This window comes from Mesorhizobium sp. BH1-1-5, assembly GCF_020165615.1.
GTDB lineage: Bacteria > Pseudomonadota > Alphaproteobacteria > Rhizobiales > Rhizobiaceae > Mesorhizobium.
Genome location: NZ_JAIUIM010000006.1, coordinates 228310 through 243962, shown reverse-complemented (window position 1 = coordinate 243962; position 15653 = coordinate 228310). Strand labels below are relative to the sequence as shown.

At 62.3% G+C, this 15653-nt stretch carries 17 protein-coding genes; 6 read left to right on the top strand and 11 right to left on the bottom strand.

Going from position 1 to position 15653, the window contains the following annotated elements:
- Nucleotides 1-33 precede the first annotated feature (33 nt).
- On the top strand, nt 34-933 hold the full coding sequence (locus LB572_RS10695; protein ID WP_224667692.1) for a phosphotransferase family protein: 900 nt from the start codon (nt 34-36) through the stop codon (nt 931-933).
- 15 nt (nt 934-948) lie between these two features.
- Here LB572_RS10695 and LB572_RS10690 read toward each other — a convergent pair whose 3' ends face one another.
- The 4 genes from LB572_RS10690 to LB572_RS10675 form a co-directional block, all read right to left on the bottom strand.
- Nucleotides 949-1617 carry an SEC-C metal-binding domain-containing protein gene (locus LB572_RS10690; RefSeq protein ID WP_224667691.1) on the bottom strand — a complete coding sequence of 223 codons (669 nt, stop codon included), beginning with the start codon at nt 1615-1617 and terminating at the stop codon, nt 949-951.
- Nucleotides 1618-1799: 182 nt separating this feature from the next.
- Nucleotides 1800-2525 carry a hypothetical protein gene (locus LB572_RS10685; protein ID WP_224667690.1) on the bottom strand — a complete coding sequence of 242 codons (726 nt, stop codon included), beginning with the start codon at nt 2523-2525 and terminating at the stop codon, nt 1800-1802.
- Between the two features lie 26 nt (nt 2526-2551).
- Nucleotides 2552-3475, bottom strand: coding sequence for a DMT family transporter (locus tag LB572_RS10680; protein WP_224667689.1), 924 nt, complete (start codon nt 3473-3475; stop codon nt 2552-2554).
- Nucleotides 3476-3841: 366 nt separating this feature from the next.
- Complete coding sequence (locus tag LB572_RS10675; RefSeq protein WP_224667688.1) at nt 3842-5122, bottom strand: amidohydrolase family protein; 1281 nt, start codon at nt 5120-5122, stop codon at nt 3842-3844.
- Between the two features lie 179 nt (nt 5123-5301).
- Here LB572_RS10675 and LB572_RS10670 point away from each other — a divergent pair, with 179 nt between their 5' ends.
- On the top strand, nt 5302-7056 hold the full coding sequence (locus tag LB572_RS10670; RefSeq protein WP_224667687.1) for an ABC transporter ATP-binding protein: 1755 nt from the start codon (nt 5302-5304) through the stop codon (nt 7054-7056).
- A 167-nt stretch (nt 7057-7223) separates the two neighbouring features.
- On the opposite strand, the gene ilvD is transcribed toward LB572_RS10670, so the two are convergent.
- Nucleotides 7224-9068 (bottom strand): dihydroxy-acid dehydratase, encoded by a 1845-nt coding sequence (ilvD, locus tag LB572_RS10665; RefSeq protein ID WP_224667686.1) that lies wholly within the window; start codon nt 9066-9068, stop codon nt 7224-7226.
- Nucleotides 9069-9252: 184 nt separating this feature from the next.
- On the opposite strand from ilvD, the gene LB572_RS10660 reads away from it, so the two are divergent.
- The 3 genes from LB572_RS10660 to LB572_RS10650 all read left to right on the top strand — a co-directional run bounded on the left by LB572_RS10660 (nt 9253) and on the right by LB572_RS10650 (nt 10753).
- Nucleotides 9253-9597, top strand: a complete 345-nt coding sequence (locus LB572_RS10660) for an ArsR/SmtB family transcription factor (RefSeq protein ID WP_140802081.1) — start codon at nt 9253-9255, stop codon at nt 9595-9597.
- 113 nt (nt 9598-9710) lie between these two features.
- Nucleotides 9711-10238 (top strand): SRPBCC family protein, encoded by a 528-nt coding sequence (locus LB572_RS10655; RefSeq protein ID WP_224667685.1) that lies wholly within the window; start codon nt 9711-9713, stop codon nt 10236-10238.
- Nucleotides 10239-10267: 29 nt separating this feature from the next.
- On the top strand, nt 10268-10753 hold the full coding sequence (locus LB572_RS10650; protein ID WP_224667684.1) for a VOC family protein: 486 nt from the start codon (nt 10268-10270) through the stop codon (nt 10751-10753).
- Between the two features lie 124 nt (nt 10754-10877).
- Here the strand turns inward: LB572_RS10650 and LB572_RS10645 are convergent, their stop codons facing one another.
- The 6 genes from LB572_RS10645 to LB572_RS34695 all read right to left on the bottom strand — a co-directional run bounded on the left by LB572_RS10645 (nt 10878) and on the right by LB572_RS34695 (nt 15212).
- Nucleotides 10878-12470, bottom strand: coding sequence for a peptide chain release factor 3 (locus LB572_RS10645; RefSeq protein WP_140802078.1), 1593 nt, complete (start codon nt 12468-12470; stop codon nt 10878-10880).
- Between the two features lie 98 nt (nt 12471-12568).
- Complete coding sequence (locus LB572_RS10640) at nt 12569-13483, bottom strand: haloalkane dehalogenase (RefSeq protein WP_224667683.1); 915 nt, start codon at nt 13481-13483, stop codon at nt 12569-12571.
- A gap of 5 nt (nt 13484-13488) precedes the next feature.
- Nucleotides 13489-14076: a TetR/AcrR family transcriptional regulator gene (locus LB572_RS10635; protein WP_224667682.1), complete on the bottom strand. Its 588-nt coding sequence runs from the start codon at nt 14074-14076 to the stop codon at nt 13489-13491.
- Between the two features lie 179 nt (nt 14077-14255).
- Nucleotides 14256-14393: a DUF1127 domain-containing protein gene (locus LB572_RS34700; RefSeq protein WP_224667681.1), complete on the bottom strand. Its 138-nt coding sequence runs from the start codon at nt 14391-14393 to the stop codon at nt 14256-14258.
- A 191-nt stretch (nt 14394-14584) separates the two neighbouring features.
- Nucleotides 14585-15100 (bottom strand): hypothetical protein, encoded by a 516-nt coding sequence (locus LB572_RS10625; RefSeq protein WP_224667680.1) that lies wholly within the window; start codon nt 15098-15100, stop codon nt 14585-14587.
- 16 nt (nt 15101-15116) lie between these two features.
- Nucleotides 15117-15212 (bottom strand): hypothetical protein, encoded by a 96-nt coding sequence (locus LB572_RS34695; protein ID WP_412033552.1) that lies wholly within the window; start codon nt 15210-15212, stop codon nt 15117-15119.
- Between LB572_RS34695 and LB572_RS10615 the strand changes: the two genes are divergently transcribed.
- The gene (locus tag LB572_RS10615; protein ID WP_224667679.1) at nt 15201-15590 is read left to right on the top strand and encodes a hypothetical protein; all 390 of its coding nucleotides are present in this window, start codon (nt 15201-15203) and stop codon (nt 15588-15590) included. The genes LB572_RS34695 and LB572_RS10615 overlap by 12 nt on opposite strands.
- Nucleotides 15591-15653 lie beyond the last annotated feature (63 nt).

Genomic DNA, 15653 nt, shown 5'->3' with positions numbered 1-15653 from the left:
AAGCTAGAACAATGGCGTGAAGGGGGACACGACATGACCGATGAGCTGCGCGCGGCGCTGGCGACCATTCCGGTGCTGTCAGGCTATGACGGACCGCTGGAGCGTTTGGGCGGCCTCACCAACATGGTCTACAGGGCCGGCGAAGCGTGTCTGCGCGTTCCCGGCAAGGGCACGCAGGAATATATCAACCGCGCCAACGAGGTGGTTGCGGCGCGCGAGGCGGCCAAAGCCGGTGTCAGTCCCGAAGTGCTTTATGCCGATCCGGCGTCCGGCCTGATGGCGACGCGTTTTATCGCTGGCGTCGAGACGATGTCGCCCGAAAAATTCAAGGCGCGGCCGGGCAGCCCGGCGCGGGCCGGCCAGGCCTTTCGCAAGCTCCACTCTTCCGGCGCGGTCTTTCCCTTCCGCTTCGAGCTGTTCGCGATGATCGACGACTATCTCAAGGTGTTGTCGACCAAGGACGTGGCGCTGCCCGCCGGCTATCACGACGTGGTGCGCGAGGCAGGCGCGGTGCGCGCGGCGCTTGCCGCGCACGCCATCCCACTCGCCGCCTGCCATTGCGACCCGCTGTGCGAAAACTTCCTCGATACCGGCGAGCGGATGTGGATCGTCGACTGGGAATATTCCGGGATGAACGATCCGCTCTGGGATCTCGGCGACCTCTCGGTGGAGGGCAAGTTCGATGCGGACCAGGACGAGGAACTGATGCGCGCCTATTTCGGCGGCGAAGCGATGCCGGCGGAGCGCGGCCGCGTCGTCATCTATAAGGCGATGTGCGACCTGCTCTGGACGCTCTGGGGGCTGATCCAGCTCGCCAACGACAATCCGGTCGACGATTTCCGCGCCTATGCCGATGGCCGCTTCGCTCGCTGCAAGGCGCTGATGGAGACAAAGGAATTCTCGCGGCATCTGGCGGCTGTGCGCGCGGGTTAGGAAAGAAATTTCTGCCTATTTGTACCCCAGAAACATAGCTGTTGGCACATCTGCTGGTGGTGCCACTTTAAACGCAATTTGGTAATGAGGTCTGATCACACCGGGTCGCAGCAAGCAACAACTCAAATATTGCCTTCCTGACCCGCACGGACAAGAATCTGTGGGATCAATTTCCGAGAAAAAAGTGTGCGAGTGATATGCCTTTTCCAATTTATACGACCATTGACCGAACGGACTACTGATCCTGTCTACAACAAACTTAACCACTGAATAATTAAACTGGTCATTTCCTGATTCGTCACGGACAAACGCCACCGAATATTTTTGTACTGGATCGAGAACTATCGAAATACTCAGAAAATTTGCTTCTTCGATAACCCGGCAACACATTTCCCCTGAATAAACTTTACCAACCTTGTGGTCGCACTTCTCCCACGGATCGACAATAGCCTTACAGATCGAGCACGTCGCTTTTTTGATGACAAATTCCGGGCTCATGAAAACTTTGTATGGAAAAATTCCTTGCCAGAATTTTACCTGCTTAGACAGCTTCGCAATCTCAAACTCGCCGCCCTCGAAGAACGCGTTTGATCGCAGTCCATCGATAGCGATCTCCATTCTCTCAAAATTGCACCAGGCTCCGTAATAATCGCCATCTCTCATTTCTTGCATGGACTTAACCATAAGTCCTCGCACTGCCGCAACTTCCCTTAGGTACCACGCGCGATTGGAACAATCCTCCAAGCTAGACACCCTAGCCTCCACGCGAAGCTTTTCTGCCCTCCCTTCCATCTCAGTCCAAAACGAAATATCCGGCGATCTCAGCCGAATCTTTATCGCTTTAGCCAGATTCCTTATTTCCCTTATCAATTTTTCTTCTTTTTCAAATATTTCTTACTCTTCGTCGGCATCATCTTGTTCTTGCTATCCACTCGTTTAGGTTTGTCCTTTTCCGTAGGCGGTAAGCATCTTGAGCTCTCTGCGACTAGCGTTTCAATCAATCTTCCAGGCGGGCCATTGTACTTTATTGAAATACATTTTCCAGAATCACCTTCAATCACCAGTTCCATTTCAATGGTGTCGTCCGTGGACGCCCCAGCAGAGATACCGATTTCATTCGAGATTATCGCGTCAAGCCTGTTCGTTATAATGCCAACAACAACAGGCACGAGAACGGTTGATACGAGAATTGTCGGCCATCGCGACGCACGGCCATGAAGGGCAATCTCTTCATACTTTTCCCGATCTATTGCGATCGCAATCTTCAGATCGGCGCTAGCTTGGAGGCTACGAAAAAACTCCGGCGTGCCTTGGGGAAAGAGAGCGACATGGTCCTCCCTGAAATTCTCCCATGGGAGAAGCAGTATATCCGCGTCACGCAGTTCCTGAGAATTGCCCCCCACCCAGGGCCGGCTCACCCAATATTCTCTATTCTTGTCCGTTTCGCTGACTTCCAGCTGAAACAGCTTTCTGTTTAGACCGCTCAAGAATTCCCCCACAGCAAACCACCCAGCCATTATATAGTCGTGGGTTGGCGCTAAAAAAGAGAGGGATACCGGTTCCTCGGTAATTTTCGAGACGATTTGGGGCATCGATCACGCCCGGCCATTGGGACGCCCTAATTCACGCCCTTCGGCACGTTCTCGGGCGGCACCTCGGTCTCCACCACCTTCTGGCGATGGAAGATGAACATGCCGGCAAGCACGACGATCGCCGCGCCGATCAATATACGCGGCCCCGGGACATCGCCGAAGAACACCAGGCCGAAGACCACGGCCCACAGAAGCAGCGTGTAATGCAGCGGCGCCAGCGTCGAGGCCGGCGCCAGCTTCAGCGCCCTTGTGATCATCAGATGCGCTGCGCAGGAGACGACGCCGAGCAAAAGCATGGCGCCGAAATCAAGCCCCGACGGCGTGCGCCAGGCGCCGATGGTGAGAAGGCCGCCGACAATCAGCGTGCCGATGGTCTGCCAGGTGACCAAGGTGGTGTCGCTGGTGCCGCGCAGCAGGCGGCCGAGGATGATGGCGAAGCCGAAGGCGATGCTGCCGACCAGCGCGAAGGCGGAAGACAGCGAGAAGGCCGCCGGGGACGGCTTCAGGATGATCAGCACGCCGCAGAAGCCGACCAGGATCGCCAGCCAACGGCGCCACCCGACCTTCTCGCCGAGCAGGAGGTGCGACAGCGCCGCGACATAGATCGGCCCTGCCATATAGAAGCTCATCACGTCGGCCAGCGGCAAATAGACGACCGCGGCGTAGAAAAGCCCGGTATCAGTCGTGGTGGCCACGACGCGCAGGAACTGCAAGAGCGGCCGGTCCATGTCGAACAGCCTGGCCGTGCCCTGGTTGGCGATCATCGGGCCGAGCACGATGAAGGCGCCGATCGAGCGGATCAGCACCACCTGTCCGACGGAGAAGCTCGCGACCAGCCATTTGCCCATCGCGTCGTTCAGCGCGAACATGAAGTCGCCGGCCAGCATCAAGAGGATGCCGGCGAGCAACATGTTCCTGATCGTGAAATTGCGGGCGATGGTCTGAGCCATGCCGCTCCCTAGCCGCAAGCGGCTGGTTTGACGAGGGAAATCCGTAAGACCAGCGCCGGGAATCGAGGTTGGCCGAAGACAAAGCATCATGAACGGTTCGCGATTGACCGGAACGCTCGGGACTTCGTCATTCTATGGCGAAGCAAGGAGCGAAGCGACGCGGCGCAGACCATAGAATCCATGCCGTAACCTCGGAGCGTTGCTGCGGCGCAGAATGACCTTAGTTCTGCACCGCTTTTACTCCTCGCACAACGTCACGGAATGGATCCTCGGGTCTACGCGACGCTGCGCGTCGCTCCGCCCGTGGATGACGAAGTTCGGGCGAAAACGCTATCCTCTCGCTCGTCAAACCGAGAATGCAGAGACCTACGCTGTCTTGTGCCGCCGGTTCACCTGCGCAGGCCGGCCGGCGATCGACAGCCGCGTTTCCTGCCTGGTCCGCTCCGCCACGACCTTGCCCCTGGCGATGACGCAGAGGCGTTCGGGGCGCAGGCGCACGGCCTCGATCGCATTGCCGGCATCGAGCACGACGAGGCTCGCCCGCTTGCCGACCGCAAGGCCAAGATGATCGAGCCCCATGATGGCGGCGTTGACGTTGGTGACCATGTCGAAGCAGCGCGCCATATCGGCCGGGCTCGACATCTGCGCGACATGCAGGCCCATGAAAGCGACGTCGAGCATGTCGGCGGTGCCCAGCGAATACCAGGGGTCGAGCACGCAATCCTGGCCCCAGCCGACACGGATGCCGAGCGCCTGCATCTCCTTGACCCGGGTCAGGCCGCGTCGCTTCGGGAAGGTATCGTGGCGCCCCTGCAGCATGATGTTGATCAGCGGATTGGGGATAGCCGAAACGCCGGCCTCAGCGATCAGCGGCAACAATTTCGAGACGTAGTAATTGTCCATCGAATGCATGGAGGTGAGGTGCGAGCCGGCCACCCTGCCCTGCAGGCCGAGGCGCTGCGTTTCGTAGGCCAGTTGCTCGATATGGCGCGACAGCGGATCGTCGGTCTCGTCGCAATGCATGTCGACCATCAGGCCGCGTTTGGCGGCGATCTCGCAGAGCTCCGTGACCGAGCGGGCGCCGTCAGCCATGGTGCGCTCGAAATGCGGAATGCCGCCGACGACGTCGACGCCCAGGTCGAGCGCCCGGATGGTGTTCTTGAGCGCCGTCGGGGAGCGGTAGAGGCCGTCCTGCGGAAACGCGACCAGCTGCAGGTCGATATAGGGCGCGACAATTTTCTTGACGTCGAGCAGCGCTTCCACCGCCAGCAGCCGGTCGTCGCAGACATCGACATGGCTGCGGATGGCGAGCAGGCCCATCGAGACGGCCCAGTCGCAATAGGCGAGCGCGCGCTCGCGCACCGCCTCGTGCGTCAGCAGCGGCTTCAGTTCGCCCCACAGCGCGATGCCTTCGAGCAGCGTTCCGGAAGCGTTGATGCGCGGGATGCCGTAGGAGAGCGTGGCATCCATATGGAAATGCGGATCGACGAAGGGCGGGGAGACCAGATTGCCGCGCGCGCCCCCCGCGGTCGGCGCGGAGCCCGGCAGTTTCTGCTCGACCGCCCGGATGGTTTCGCCGGCAATGCCGATATCGGCAATTTTGCCGTCCGGCAGCGTGCCGCCGCGCACGATGAGGTCGAAATCCATCTGTCGTCACCCTCTTCCTTAAGAACCGGCAATCATCGTGGCCGAAAAGACAGCCTGGCGCAGCCTTTTCTTTCGCCTGCAGCCGAAAGGTTCCATCGCGCCGCAACTCGCTCTATAAGCCGCCTCTCGCACTCGTGGCGAATCCGAAATTCTTTGCAAGCCAGACATAGGATCGGCCGTTGTTTCGCTTCTTCCGTTCGACGGAAAACCAGCGCCTTATCGCGAGGCTGATAAGGGAATCCTTCCACGAGCATAAATTCGGCTATGGCGCCGCCATAGCATCGATGCTGGTGGTGGCCGCCATGACCGGCGCCAGCGCCTGGATCCTGCGCGAGATCACCAACGAATTCGTCGTCTTCAAGAGGCTCGACCGCGTCAACCTGATCGCGGCGGGCGTCGCGGGGATCTTCCTGCTCAAAGGTCTCGCCACCTTCGTCCAGGCCTATTTCATGAGCCGCGTCGGCAACGCCATCATCGCCGACCGGCAACGCAAGATCTACGATCGGATCCTGGCGCAAGGCATCGAATTCTACCATTCGACCTCATCGGCCGACCTGATCGCCCGCATGACCAACAATGCGCAGGCCGCGCGCAGCGTGCTCGACCTCGTCGTCACCTCTTACGTGCGCGACCTGGTGACATTGATCGTGCTGGTCGCGGTCATGGTCTGGCAACAGCCGTGGCTGTCGCTGATCTGCTTTGCCGTCGGGCCGGTGGCGATCTATGGCGTCAACCGCATCCTGAAACGTGTGCGCAAGATCGCGTCCATGGAATTCATATCGCTCGGCCAGATCGTGCATGTGATGCAGGAGACGGCGATCGGCGTGCGCGTCGTCAAATCCTTCAACCTCGAAGGCGCGATGCGCAAACGCATGTACAAGGCCGTCTCCGATGTCGAGAACCGCGCCAACAACATCGCGACGCTGGAGGCCGCCACCAGTCCGGTGATGGAAACGCTTGCCGGCATGGCGATCGCCGGGGCGGTCTTTGTCAGCGGGTTCCTGGTGCTGCAGGGCGGGCAGATGCCGGGCAACATCATGGCCTTCATCGCGTCGCTGCTCTTGGCTTATGAGCCGGCAAAGCGTCTGGCCCGCGTTCGCATATCGCTCGAGACCGGCATTGTCGGCGTGCGCATGATGTTCCAGCTCGCCGACCGGCCGCTGACGCTCGCCGAGAAGCCCGGCGCCACGCCGCTGCAGCCCGGTCCGGGCGAAATCCGCTTCGACAATGTCAGCTTCGCCTATCCGGAAAGCTCGCCGGTGTTCGAAGGCCTCAACCTGACGCTCAAGGCCGGCAAGATGACGGCGCTGGTCGGGCCGTCCGGCAGCGGCAAGTCGACGATCCTCAATCTGATCATGCGCATGTACGACCCGCAGACCGGCAAGGTGATGTTCGACGGCCAGGACATCTCGTTCGCGACGCTCGATTCGCTCAGGCAGAAGATCGCCTATGTCAGCCAGGACACGTTCCTGTTTGCAGGCACCGTCATGCACAATATCCGGCTTGGCCGCGAGGGCGCGACGGATGAAGAGGTGATCGCCGCCGCCAAGGCCGCCAATGCGCATGAGTTCATCAGCGCCATGGCCAAGGGCTATGAGACGGAGGTCGGCGAGAATGGCTCGCTCTTGTCCGGCGGCCAGCGCCAGCGCATCTCGATCGCGCGCGCCATGCTGCGCAATGCCGAGATCCTGCTGCTCGACGAGGCGACCAGCGCGCTCGACGCCGAGTCGGAAGCGCTGTTCCGCGACGCGCTGCAGCAGCTCACCGTCGGGCGTACGACGATCGTCATCGCGCACCGGCTTTCCACCGTGCACCAGGCCGACACGATCGTGGTGCTGGAAAAAGGCAAGGTGCGGGAAAGCGGCCCGCACAAGACTCTGCTCAAGCAAGGCGGGCTCTACCAGAAGCTCTATGAATATCAGCTGATGCCGTAGCGCCGGCTTTCCCTTCTCCCCTTGTGGGAGAAGGTGTCGCCGAAGGCGACGGATGAGGGATGTTCTAGGAAACACCAACCTCTCACGCCGCTGGAACACCCCTCATCCGTCTCGGCGCTATCGCGCCGATCCACCTTCTCCCACAAGGGGAGAAGGAAGAATCTGTCCTACTCCGGCACTTTCCTGACCGCGCCCTTGTCGGCGCTGGTGGCGAAGGCGGCGTAGGCGCGCAGCGCCGTCGTCACCTTGCGCTTGCGCTTTTCCGCCGGCTTCCAGGCGTCCGCCCCCTTCGCCGCCATCGCCTTACGGCGTACCTCGAGCTCGGCATCGCTGATGGCGAGCCGGATCGTGCGGTTGGGGATGTCGATCTCGATCGTATCGCCTTCCTGGACCAGGCCGATCGCGCCGCCTTCGGCTGCTTCGGGCGAGACGTGGCCGATCGACAGGCCGGACGTGCCGCCGGAGAAGCGGCCGTCGGTGATCAGCGCGCAGGCTTTGCCGAGGCCCTTCGACTTCAGATAGCTGGTCGGGTAGAGCATCTCCTGCATGCCGGGGCCGCCCCGCGGGCCTTCGTAGCGGATGACGACGATGTCGCCGGCCTTGACCTCGTTGGCGAGGATCGCCTTGACGGAGGCGTCCTGGCTTTCGAAGACGCGGGCCGGGCCGGTGAATTTCAGGATCGATTCATCGACGCCGGCGGTCTTCACGATGCAGCCGTCGAGCGCGAGATTGCCTTTCAGCACCGCAAGGCCGCCGTCCTTGGAGAAGGGCGTCTTTGCCGAGCGGATGACGCCCGTCTCGCGGTTCGTGTCGAGCTCGTCCCAGCGGCGGTCCTGACTGAAGGCGACCTGCGTCGGCACGCCGCCGGGAGCGGCGAGGAAGAACTCTCGGACATTCTCGGCCGAGCTGCGCGAAATATCCCAATGGTCGAGCGCCTCGCCGAGCGTTGCCGTATGCACCGTCGGCAGGTCGCGATTGATTAGGCCGGCATGGTCGAGCTGGCCAAGGATCGCCATGATGCCGCCGGCGCGGTGGACGTCCTCCATATGCACGTCGGACTTGGCCGGCGCCACCTTGCAGAGCACAGGCACCTTGCGCGACAGGCGGTCGATGTCTTCCATGGTGAAGTCGACCTCGCCCTCATGTGCGGCGGCCAGGATGTGCAGCACCGTGTTGGTCGAGCCGCCCATGGCGATATCGAGCGCCATGGCGTTCTCGAAGGCGCCCTTGGAGGCGATGCTGCGCGGAAGTGCCGTTTCGTCGTCCTGCTCGTAATAGCGCTGGGCGAGATCGACGACGAGATGGCCGGCCTCGACGAACAGGCGCTTGCGGTCGGCATGGGTGGCCAGCGTCGAGCCGTTGCCGGGCAGCGACAGGCCCAGCGCCTCGGTCAGGCAGTTCATCGAATTGGCGGTGAACATGCCCGAGCACGAGCCGCAGGTCGGGCAGGCCGAGCGCTCGATGACCTTGACGTCCTCGTCGGAAATCTTGTCGTCGGCGGCCGCGACCATGGCGTCGACCAGATCGAGCGCCTGCGCCTTGCCGGCCAATACCACCTTGCCGGCCTCCATCGGACCGCCTGAGACGAAGACGGTCGGGATGTTGAGGCGCAGCGAGGCCATCAGCATGCCGGGGGTGATCTTGTCGCAATTGGAGATGCAGACCATGGCGTCGGCGCAATGCGCGTTGACCATGTATTCGACGGAATCGGCGATCAGCTCGCGCGATGGCAGCGAATAGAGCATGCCGTCATGCCCCATGGCGATGCCGTCGTCGACGGCGATGGTGTTGAACTCCTTGGCGACGCCGCCAGCCTTCTCGATCTCGCGCGCGACGAGTTGGCCGAGGTCCTTCAGGTGGACGTGGCCCGGCACGAACTGGGTGAAGGAATTGACGACGGCGATGATCGGCTTGCCGAAATCGCTATCCTTCATGCCCGTGGCGCGCCACAGGCCGCGGGCGCCGGCCATGTTGCGGCCATGGGTGGTGGTGCGGGAACGATAGGCAGGCATTGATTTTCCTTAGCTGGCTGGCTGCGCTCGGTGCAGAGCGCGGCGGCGCTGAATTCGGATCGCAGGCGTTATAGACGCCACAGTCCGGCATGGCCAGAATTTTGCGATGCACCAGCAAGCTGGTTGACCATCGACGTCGATTTGTATATAGCCACTTAGGTATATAACTGATTGGCTATCTAATATGAATCAGCTCGATGCTACCTTTGCTGCGCTTTCCGACCCGACGCGGCGCGCCATTCTCGCTCGGTTGATCGAGGGGGAGGCCTCGGTGATGGAGCTTGCCGAGCCCTTCGCCATGAGTCAGCCGTCGATCTCGAAGCATCTCAAGGTGCTTGAGGGTGCAGGCCTGATCTCGCGCGGGCGCGACGCTCAGCGCAGGCCATGCCGGCTCGAAGTGAAGCCGCTGGCGGAAGCCACCGAGTGGTTGGAGCGTTATCGCAAAATCTGGGAAGGCAATTTCCAACGGCTCGATGCCTTGCTGGGCGCGCTGCAGGCCAGCAAGAGCCCGGGCGAGGCGGAACAATAGGCGGAGCCAGGCGTATCCGGCCCATGGCACGGCCCGATCGGAAAAATAGCAATCGTGTCGGGCCGGCGCCTGGCCGGACGTCCTTGAGCAAGCGAACACAAAAAGGACATTCCATGAGCACCACGAGATTGCCAGGCTCCACTGTCGCGACGTTGACCGTTACAACCCCCAGCGATCGCGAGGTCCGCATAACCCGTGTCTTCGACGCGCCGCGCGCGATGGTGTTTGACTGCTGGACCGTCCCCGACTTGCTCAAGGGCTGGCTGCATGGCCCGGACGGCTGGCGGCTCGAGACCTGCGAAATCGACCTCAGGGTGGGCGGGACGGCACGCTACGTGTGGCGCCATCGTGACGGCCAGGCGATGGGCATGACCGCCACTTATCGCGAGATCGACCGGCCGAGCCTGATCGCGGCCAGCGAGCTGTTCGACGAGGACTGGACCGGCGGCGAGACACTCGCAACCGTCGTCTTCACCGAGGCCAAAGGGAAGACGTTGCTTACGCAAACGATCCTCTACGCATCGCAAGCCGCGCGCGACGGCGCGCTTGGCACCGGCATGACCTCAGGCATGGCCGACAGCTACGGCCAACTCGATGCCTATCTCGCTTCGCTTCAGGACAGCGCCAAAGGCGCCGCCTGACCTCATTCCAAAACGCAAAGGAGAAAACGATGCCAAAGATCACCACCTGCCTGTGGTTCGACGGCCAGGCCGAAGAGGCGATGAACCACTACGTCTCCATCTTCAAGAATTCGAAGGTGCTGAGCGTCATGCGCTGGCCGGAAGGCCATGCCCAGGAAGGCCAGGCACTGGTGGCCACGTTCGAGTTGGACGGCGTACCGTTCCAGGCGCTGAATGGCGGGCCGCAATACAAGTTCAGCGAGGCGATGTCACAGTCGATCGACTGCAAGACCCAGGCCGAAGTCGACCATTTCTGGACACGTCTTACCGAAGGCGGCGGCGAGCCCGGGCCTTGCGGCTGGCTGAAGGACAAGTTCGGCGTTTCCTGGCAGGTCGTGCCGGAACAGTTGCCGCGGCTGCTCCAGGATCCGGACCGGGCCAAGGCCGGGCGCGTGATGGACGCCATGATGAAGATGGGCAAGATCGAGATCGACAGGCTGGAGGCGGCGGCGAAAGGGATGATCATAAGTGAGTAGTGAGTGGTGAGTGGTGAGTAGTGAGTAGTGAGTAGTGAGTAGTGAGTAGTGAGTAGTGAAATCACTACTGACCACTGACTACCGACTACCGACTACCGACTACTGACTACTGACTATTCACTTCTCACGGCGCCTTATCACGCACCTGATAGTCCTTCACCGCGGTGAAGCGGATCGCTTTCCAGCGCTCGGCTTCGTAGTTGAGCGAGAAGGCGTGCTGGGCGAGGAAGACCGGGTCGTTGTCGAGGTCGCGGGCGATGTCGCCGCGATGCGCCTCGATGAAGCGCTGCACCTCCGCCTTGTCGTCGGCCGCGATCCAGCGGCAGATCGAGAAGCGCGACATCTCGAAATCCACCGGCAGCGTGTACTCGATGTTGAGCCGCTCCTTCAGCACGTCGAGCTGCAGCGCGCCGACCACGCCGACAATGGCCGGCGAGCCGTCTTCCGGCGAGAAGAGCTGCACCACGCCCTCCTCGGCCATCTGGTGCAGCGCCTCCTTCAGCTTCTTGGCCTTCATGGCATCGCCGAGGCGCACGCGGCGCAGGATTTCCGGGGCGAAGTTCGGCACGCCGCGGAACAGGATCTCCTCGCCTTCGGTCAGCGTGTCGCCGATACGCAGCGTGCCGTGATTGGGAATGCCGACGACGTCGCCGGCGAAAGCCTCGTCGGCGGTGACGCGGGTGCGGGCGAAGAAGAACTGCGGCGCAGACAGGCTCATCGGCTTGCCGGTGCGCACCAGCTTGGCCTTCATGCCGCGCTCCAGCTTGCCTGAACAGACGCGCACGAACGCGATGCGGTCGCGGTGGTTGGGATCCATGTTGGCCTGGATCTTGAAGACGAAGGAGGTCATCTTGTCCTCCGTCGCCTCGACCGTACGCTCATCGGCTTCCTGGGCACGCGGCGGCGGGCCGTAGGCGCCGAGCGCCTCGATCAGGTCGCGAACGCCGTAATTGCGCAGCGCCGAGCCGAAATAGACGGGCGTCAGATGGCCTTCGCGGAAGGCGTCGACATCGAGCGGGCGACAGGCTTCGCGTGCGAGCTCCAGTTCCTCGATGAAGGCTTCGCGTTCATTGTCCGGCAACAGCCCGGCGACGCGGTTGGAATCCGGGCCGTTGACCGGCGTCCGCTCCTTCTCGTCGTCGCTGCGGCGCACCGCGTTCTGCGCCAGATGATAGGTGCCTGAAAAGCTCTTGCCGCGGCCGATCGGCCACGTGACAGGCGCGGTATCCAGCGCCAGCTTCTGCTCGATCTCGTCCAAAATCTCGAACGGATCGCGGCTTTCGCGGTCCATCTTGTTGACGAAGGTGATGATCGGGATGTCGCGCAGACGGCAGACCTCGAACAGCTTCAGCGTGCGCGGCTCGATGCCCTTGGCGGCGTCGATGACCATGACGGCGGAATCCACCGCCGACAGCGTGCGGTAAGTGTCGTCGGCGAAATCCTCGTGGCCGGGCGTGTCGAGCAGGTTGAAGACGTTGTCGTCATATTCGAAGGTCATCACCGAGGTGACGACCGAGATGCCGCGTTCGCGCTCGATCTTCATCCAGTCTGAGCGCGTCTGGATGCGGTCCTTCTTGGCCTTGACCTCGCCGGCAAGCTGGATGGCGCCGCCGAACAGCAGCAGCTTTTCGGTGAGCGTGGTCTTGCCGGCGTCGGGGTGCGCGATGATCGCGAAGGTGCGGCGGCGCGCAACCTCTTCGGGTATTGTTTCGGGCATTTCTTTTAAGGCGTTCCGTGTGACAGGCGGCGCTTCTACCAGTGCGGTGCCGGCCTGTCGACATGGGGCGGGCAACGCTTCGTGCCCGCCGCTACGGCTCAAGCCAGCTCGGCCGCGTTTTCCGCCGGAGCGATCCGCGGCAACCAGCCGGCAATGGCCTTGCCGATCGCATCGGGATGGTCTTCCTGCAGATAATGGGCGCCCGGCCCCAGATCGATGAAACGGCAGTTCTTCAGCCCCGCCGCGAATTCCCGAGCCGCCTGCGCAGAAATCAGAGCGCCGGGGTCGCCCGCGAATAGCAGTTTCGGATAGGAGGAAAGCCGCAGCGCGTGGTGATCGTGCGCGCTGATCGCGGCGACATCGGCCGGCTGACCTTCGATCGGCAGTTCCCTGGGCAGGCGCAGCGCCGGCTTGCGCGACTGCGGCGTCGGGAACGGCGCGCGGTAAGCGGCCATCTCGTCCTCTTTCATCGGCCGCAGGACCGAGGCAGGCAGGATTTTTTCCACGAAGATATTGTCTTCCAACACCAGCTTCTCGCCGGCGCCCGGCGTGCGCAACGCCTTGAAGAGCTCGCGCGCCTGCGGGCGCTGATGGAAATCCTCCCAGCGCTCGAAGGGCCTGATGAACTCCATGAAGGCCAGGCCCAGAACGCGCCGGGGCCGCCGCGCCGCGAAATGGAATGCCAGCGCCGTGCCCCAGTCCTGGGCGACGATCACCAGATCCTTGATGTCGAGCGCCTCGATGAAGGCGTCGAGATAGCGGACCTGATCGAAGAAGCGATAGTCGATGTCCGGCTTACCCGACTGGCCGTAGCCGATCAGGTCGGGCGCGATGCAGCGACCGAACGGCGCGACATGCGGAATGATGTTGCGCCAGATGTAGGAAGAAGTCGGATTGCCGTGCAGGAACAGCACGGTCGGGCCGGTCGATCCAGCCTCCAGATACGACATCGTTGAATCAAGGACATTAATCTCGGCGCGCCGCAGTTGCCGCCCATCGGTCGTCGAATTCACCTGAATCACTCCCTTCCGAACACGGTGCTGAAGATGATTTTCTTGAACCGCTCGAGCGGTTCCGGACTGCGCTCGACTTTCATGCGCAACATGGCTCCCTGCCAGGACGACAGCAGGAAATCGGCGAGGTCCTCGGCGTCGAAGGCTTTTGTGATCTCGCCCGCAGCCTGACCCTCGGCGATGCAGGCCGCGAAGGGCTGGCGCCAGCGCTCGAAGATGTCGACCAGCCTGAGTCGGAGCGGTTCACTGTGAACGGCCGTTTCCAGGCTGAGATTGCCGACCATGCAGCCGCGCGCCCAGTCATGCGCTTCGAGCTTGGAGGTGATGACGTCGAGATAGCGGCGAAGCCTGCCGATGGGCGGCGTGCCGTCACGCGTCAGCGCGCTTTCCACCAAGCCGCTGACATAGGCGAAGTAGCGCTCCAGCACCTCGCCGGCAAACTCCTCCTTGGAGGCAAAATGGTTGGTGAACGAACCCGGACGGGCGCCGGCGGCGGCAACGATGTCGCGGACGCCGGCCGCGGTGTAGCCGGAATTCCAGATGGTCTGGAAGCCGGCCTGGAGAAGGTTTTCGCGGAGTGATTGTCTAGCCATGGTGATATAATACGTACGTACGTATTGATGTCAAGCGCATGGATTGGACTGGCAAAAGATTGCTCCAAATCGGCAGTGGGATGCGGGACATCATCAGAGCCGCATGCGGGGCGCCGGTGCCGACCTCATCGGCACTGTTGAAGCGGATGCCGTGGACCGTCGCCGCCGGAACCAGCCCGTCAAATCTGTGCACCGTCGTCCTGGCTGCGGCCGTGCCAGATGACCGACGAGATTTCCGAACGTTTGATGCCGATGTCGCGCAGCAGATGGTCCGGCAACTCGTCCAGCCAGACGCGATCCCTGCGGAGGCGGACCATCCGTGCAAGCACGCGCGGGCCGGAGCGGCATATTTCGACGGCTGTCGCGAAGAAACGCCCGTCAACTGGCTGACCGGCGACGGCTTCATTCCCATGCGAAGGGTTGGCATGATCATCTTTCCTTTTGTCTGAACGAAGGGATCGGGAGGGCCACGAATGGTCCTCCCGAAGCACACCGCCCGTCACACCGGTCAGGACCGGTCGTGCTCGCAGCTCACATAGGGGTTCCAGTCGGCGAACATGCCGGCCGGGTTGTGCCGCCAGTGCCAGACATGGAGCTCGTAATACGGGTCCACCGGGTGGACGCCCACCGTCGTCTTGCGCTGCAGGGTGCGGCCGAGGAATTCGGGCACGCCTTTTCCCTTCCAGTCCTTTTCGAAGACGATGTATTCCATGCCGACGAGCTGCATCGAGCCATCGGCTTCCGGCTCGTAGGTCAGCACGTCCGGCTCGCCGAGCACGAGCCTGCCGTCGCCGGCGCGGCCGGGATGGATGAAGTGGACGCCCATCGTGCCGTGCTCGTCATGCGTCGTGCATTCGAACAGCTGCTTGTAGCCGTCGGTTTTGGCGACCTCGATGTCGAGGTACTTGGCCGCCATGTCCCGCGACCGGTTGAGCACCGGATCGGGCATGTCATGCGCGACCGCGGTGCTGCAAAGCAGCGCCGAGGCACCGACGGCAAGGACGATTTCCGCAAAGCGCTTCACGATCGATCCCTCCCCGTCAGGCGGCGGCGTAAGCCGTCGTCGGATCGAACAGGCGCTTGACCTGCGTGATCTTGGTCGCCGGGAAGCCGCTCATCTTGGCGTGGCGCTGGATGATCGCCTCGTCCTTGGCGAGATAGACGCAAAAGGTCTTGTCGTCCAGCGCTGGCCGATGGCCTCAATCCAGGCGCTGACCGCGGAAGCCAAGGCGGAGCTGTTCATGCAGGAAGAACGCCTCGCCGAGGCCGCCCGGGAGCTGCAGATCGCATGCTCGCGGTGGAACGAGATCGGCTCGCCGATCAATGCCGCCGACGCCAGGCTGTCGCTCGCGGCGCTCCTCATCAGGATCGGCGATCGTTCCGGCGCTGAACTGGAGCTCGGCACAGCACTGGCGGTTGCGAAGAAAGTCGATTCTTCACGGCTCAAACGGTGCTGTGACGAGTTGAGGGGCCTGATTGCCGGGGCGCCTGCGGTAGCAATGGGCGGCGCATAGCCGGCGCTCACTTGAGGTCCGGCCGGCGGGGTGGCATGACGGGGGAAATCTCTCCCAAAGGTC